Annotated in this window: 8 protein-coding genes; all 8 read left to right on the top strand. The window is 47.4% G+C overall.

Features of this window, described 5'->3' with window-relative positions; translation table 11 throughout:
* Positions 1–191, top strand: a 191-nt coding sequence (locus V7Z60_RS08845; RefSeq protein ID WP_334117462.1) for a hypothetical protein, incomplete at its 5' end; no start/stop codon positions are given.
* 292 nt (positions 192–483) lie between these two features.
* On the top strand, positions 484–732 hold the full coding sequence (locus tag V7Z60_RS08840; protein ID WP_334117461.1) for a hypothetical protein: 249 nt from the start codon (positions 484–486) through the stop codon (positions 730–732).
* A gap of 15 nt (positions 733–747) precedes the next feature.
* Positions 748–951: a hypothetical protein gene (locus V7Z60_RS08835; RefSeq protein WP_334117460.1), complete on the top strand. Its 204-nt coding sequence runs from the start codon at positions 748–750 to the stop codon at positions 949–951.
* Positions 952–1006: 55 nt separating this feature from the next.
* Positions 1007–1501 carry a hypothetical protein gene (locus V7Z60_RS08830; protein WP_334117459.1) on the top strand — a complete coding sequence of 165 codons (495 nt, stop codon included), beginning with the start codon at positions 1007–1009 and terminating at the stop codon, positions 1499–1501.
* 1 nt (position 1502) lies between these two features.
* A complete protein-coding gene (locus tag V7Z60_RS08825) occupies positions 1503–1961 on the top strand; it encodes a hypothetical protein (RefSeq protein ID WP_334117458.1) in 459 nt (152 codons plus the stop codon).
* A 54-nt stretch (positions 1962–2015) separates the two neighbouring features.
* On the top strand, positions 2016–2315 hold the full coding sequence (locus V7Z60_RS08820; RefSeq protein WP_334117457.1) for a type II restriction endonuclease: 300 nt from the start codon (positions 2016–2018) through the stop codon (positions 2313–2315).
* A 428-nt stretch (positions 2316–2743) separates the two neighbouring features.
* Entirely contained in the window at positions 2744–4048 is a 1305-nt protein-coding gene (locus tag V7Z60_RS08815) for a putative ABC transporter permease (protein WP_334117456.1), read from the top strand.
* Positions 4049–4454: 406 nt separating this feature from the next.
* Positions 4455–4871, top strand: a complete 417-nt coding sequence (locus V7Z60_RS08810; RefSeq protein ID WP_334117455.1) for a hypothetical protein — start codon at positions 4455–4457, stop codon at positions 4869–4871.
* The last annotated feature ends 9 nt before the right edge of the window (positions 4872–4880 follow it).

Raw genomic sequence — 4880 nt, 5'->3', positions numbered from 1 at the left:
GTTCGATGCATTGGTACGATGTACTGCCGTCAGGTTGGGCGGTGCTGTTCCATTCAGGTACGTCTCGCCCGGGTTCCGGGCAGCTTGGACAGGATGAAAATGCCGTTGTGATGGTGTTTTTTGATGCGTCGGATAATTACCTATCTCCGAGTGAAGGAGACGAAAACTTTGCAAAGCCCCAACTTTTATAAAGCCTAAAACGCTAAAGGAAACTATAGTGGTCGTCAAGATAGACGATAAATGTTTTGTTGGGACAATCGACGGTCCTACGTCCAAGAGAGAGGCGGTCAACAGAGGGATTCATTTTGGCTATAGATGTATTGAAGTTTGTGGCAAAATCATTGGCACAGTAGATTTGTTTGGCCAAATAAACATGTACAACGCAATATCATGGTTCCAAAGTTAAACCGAGCAGGAGCAGTTAGCGTTTATCTCGACGAGGCCAGGTTGCTACTTACCTCAATGGTATGAGGAGGATGAAAAATGAATGAAGAATATGTAGGGCTAGCACGTGTCTTGTTAGCTGGAGATGAATATACAACACTTCACGAGTTCAACCCGTCAAATGCCGGGAAAATTATTGGAACAGAAGTTGTTATTGAACCGAGAAAGGGACTCCCAACGACGGGTACGGTTGTGGAATATAAAATAGTCAAGTTTAATATCTACCAACTCATCAATGGATGTGAGTGTATAAAAGGTACAATTGTCGGCACAGTGAATAAATTTTAGGAGGGATTGAAGCGAATGAAGAAATCAGCCTGTTATTTGGTTGAGCTGGAAGATTATTATGAAATACTTTGCGAATTTCCGCCGTCAGAATTAGGAATAGTAAGAGGTGCTGAAGCCATTATTGAATCCGAAAAACTTAGCTTTGATTTTTTCGCAAAGCGTCAAAAGTTTGCCACGATTGAAGAGTATAGTTATCTATTTCCGAATAAAGCAGATTAAAATGCACGAAGAATTTCACAAAATGTCTGTGGCAATAAAGGAAGTTGAGGAAAAAATGACGGAGAGAACATTTGAAGAACAGCAGAAAATCACGCAGGAAACACTCAGTCAGTGTGATTACGGCACGCTGATGAACTGCTATGAGAAGACAGATGAGCTTATCGGTACGATCCAGAGGGTGTTCGACACAATCACCGAACCGGATGAAGACGGTGAATTCGATGACAGAAGGTCAATCTTCTCCAGAATGGCGGACGGGGAGCTTTTGATTCTCAACTCATGTCTTAAAGCCCTGCGCGAAAGAAGGTATAACGTTCACGCCGACGGGAAATGCATCGGAGAGTTTGACGGGACGGAAACGGCGGAACTGACGGAAAAACTGATTGAAATATACAAACGGAACACGCCCGAAGAAGAAAGATACTATCATGCACCCGAAGTGATATGCGGGCAGACGGTCGAGGACACGCTGAAAACCGCACGAAAATTCGGCCTGATTGGCAGATACAGTCTTGAAGTCATCGGAAATAACGGAAAGGTGGACAGGTGATATGGAATTCGAAGAAATTGATTCACAGCAGAATCTGGCATACCTTCTGCGGACATTCAACGGCATGCCGCTGAAAAAGCTGCTCGAAACAAGAGAAGAGGTGCGGAAGGCACTGAGAATCACAGAAGAACTTGGAGCATTCATCAGCGGGAAACACGATGGAAAGCCCGACGAAGACTTCTATCATGACCTGCGGGGAACGTACGGTCAGATGGAATTTCTCATCAGTGAACTGGCGGGAAACAGACCAGTGACCGTCACCGACGGCGGGGAGCCCGTGGGAAAGTTCGACATGACCGACACGGCAGGACTGAAGAAGGCACTGGAAGCGCAAGGCAAGAAATTCTGCGACAACAACGCACAGGACATCGCCGACTTCATTCAGAAACAGCCAAAAGACAGCGGGCTGCGGGTGCAGGATGCAGAAAAGCCCGTCAGAGATTTGAAAATTCCGTTCTGAAAAAGCGGTGAATCACATAAGACGTTTAGGAACAGAACGTTTGCCGATCTGTACATGAAGTCCGGGCTTTACATCACGGAAATCGTAAAGCGTCTGTTCAGAAGCGAGGAAATGAAGAAGATTTATCCTGATGACAATGAGCGCATAAGGCATATTCTTGATCATCAGGTTTACGGCCTTGCACCTACCAGAATAATTTACAGGATAGCCGTCAACTACATCTTCGGCTTTGATGAGAAGATGAAGCAGTCGGGAGGAAACAATCATTTCAAGATGATTGATGCCGCTGAACTTGCGAAGAACGGGACACTTGAAGAAGTGATTAAGAAGGAATTCGGAGGTTCGTCTGACTGACGCGGCTTACGTCAATGGCAGGTCAGCATATATTGAAATATTTGCCCAAGGGCTTTACAATATCCAAAATTATGCTATAACGAAGACATGCCTAGAGGGTTGTGAGGCTCGCGGGGTAGCTGCGTTATAGAAGCCCATTCGGACAGTCTTTTGACTGTCCGTTTTTTTATGCACTTTTGCGTGGAATGACTCTGCATTTTTTGGATTATTCGTTTTATAACGTCTGTCTTTGCGGTAAAATGTATGACAGATGTTTCATCAGCATGTGCTTGAATCATCAGCGGTGCCGATTGCTCTGCATTTAGCGGGAATGCACATGTGACAAGGGGAGAGGTGACACATATGAAGTACATTACTGTCATGATCATTATTTTGGTGCTGCTGCCGTTCATCGGCAGGGGCGATGACAGATAGAAAGGAATTTTCAGATGAACTATACATTTTATGACTGCCTGGAGCTGTTCTTTTTCTACTCGTTTCTGGGCTGGGTCATGGAGACGGCGGTTACGACCGCAAGAAAACGGCGCATGGTCAACCGCGGCTTTCTGACCGGACCGCTTTGTACGATTTACGGATTCACCGGTGTCTTCATGACTTTGTTTCTGTATGAACTGGAAAACAGGATGGTCTTCCTGTTTCTCGGGTGCATGATTGTTGCGACGGTGGCTGAGTGGTTCACCGGGCATCTGCTTGAACTGGTCGGGCAGGGCAAGTGGTGGGACTATTCAGACAAGCGCTGGAACTTCGACGGTTACATCTGTCCGCAGTATTCGGCGCTGTGGGGTGTTTTGGGCGTTCTTGCAATCAGATACGTCAACGGTCTGGCGCTGTTCGTCATCCACCTTGTTCCAGTCGCAATCCTTCATGTCACGCTCTGGATCTTCCTCGTGCTTCTCGTCATCGATGCAGTCGGGACATATGTCATCTTGCATCATGCCGCACGGGAGATGCCGAGAATCGTTGCGGTCAACCGCAGACTCGGGGCGCTCACGAACCGTATCAGGGTGTTTTTGTACAATCATCTGGAATCCAGGGTCGAGCATGCGTACGAAGTCGACAGGTCAAAATACAGGGCCAGGTCGAAGTCAGATGTCTTTGCCGAAGGGTGCAGCTTCTACAAGCTGGCGCTGCTGTTCATCATAGGCGCCTTCATTGGTGACGTTGTGGAAACGCTGTTCTGCCGTGCAACGGCCGGTGTCTGGATGAGCAGAAGCAGTCTCGTCTGGGGACCATTCAGCATTGTCTGGGGGCTTGCGATTGCCATGGCAACTTACATTCTGTATAATTACCGCGACCGCTCGGACAGTTTCGTCTTCATCTTCGGAACCTTCATCGGCGGTGCCTACGAGTACATCTGCAGCATGTTCACGGAAATCTTCTTCGGAAAGATCTTCTGGGACTACCGGGGGATTCCGTTCAACCTCGGCGGAAGAATCAACCTTCTGTTCTGCTTTTTCTGGGGGATTGCAGCGGTCGTCTGGCTGAAGAAGCTCTATCCGCTGTTTTCAAATCTGATTGAGCGGATTCCGATGAAGGCGGGAAAGATCATCACCTGGTGTCTTGTCGTCTTCATGTCTGCTGACATCTGTGTTTCCACAATGGCCCTTGCGCGCTGCAACGCCCGTGCTCACCACAGGGAAGCTTCAAACGGCATTGAGCGCCTGCTTGATGAACGCTTTCCCGACAGCAGGATGAGGCAGATCTATCCGAACGGCAAGACGGCTGGAAACTGATTGCATGAAATGAAACTGCCTCAGACTTTATGGCTTTATGCGTGGCAGCACGCTGAATTACGGTCGAAGACACCGGCTGATTCCAGGCGACTCTGATTTCAGTCGAAAAGACAGACAAATCACAAATATGGTCATCCTGAGAGGGATGGCCTTTTTTGTTTTCCAGCCAAGATGACATGGATGGACGTCGGAAAGGAGTCTGTCTGGCCTTGCCAGTGAATGACTTGGGGTGCGGAAAAATCAATTCAATTATTGTTGCATCACAATGTTAAAATATACATATAGTGTAGTTCACGAATACATTTTGCAAACAATCGACATAATTTCGCATGCTTTTCAAGAGAAAGTCCACTAGGATGCAATAAGCATTGCAAATGCGTCAGGAACACCGATGGGGGGATTTGAAATGTCGGCTTATCAGGAAGAATATTTGGACGACGTCGTTGAAAATCAGGGAAAGCTCTTTGACCTGGTGGCACAGGATTATCCGGGAAAAGACACGGTGGATTTCATCAACGCCTACATGTCCGGCAGGACCAGAAGGAGCATTGACGAGTCGCAGGCTTATGTCAACACGATGGATGCCCGCACACTCTGGGATTATTTCTGCAGAACGGAGGAATTTGAACTAAGAAACGGCAGGACGCTTGAGGGATTCATGCCGAGGTGGATCGGCGAGTTTTACGCTTACTATCAGTGGTACTATGATGTTTCAAGCAGTGAACTTGTGAAGAGAGTACCAGTGAGTTTTCTGATGAAGACATATGCCGGACTTGGCGGCCTGGATCTAGATCTGGCTGTCAGAAAGATCGGCAGAGTGTAGAGTTGAAGC

It is taken from the genome of Ligilactobacillus sp., from assembly GCF_036846325.1.
Classification (GTDB): Bacteria; Bacillota; Bacilli; order Lactobacillales; family Lactobacillaceae; genus Ligilactobacillus.
The sequence above is the reverse complement of the archived record's forward strand: the minus strand, read 5'-3'. Positions and strand labels throughout refer to the sequence as shown.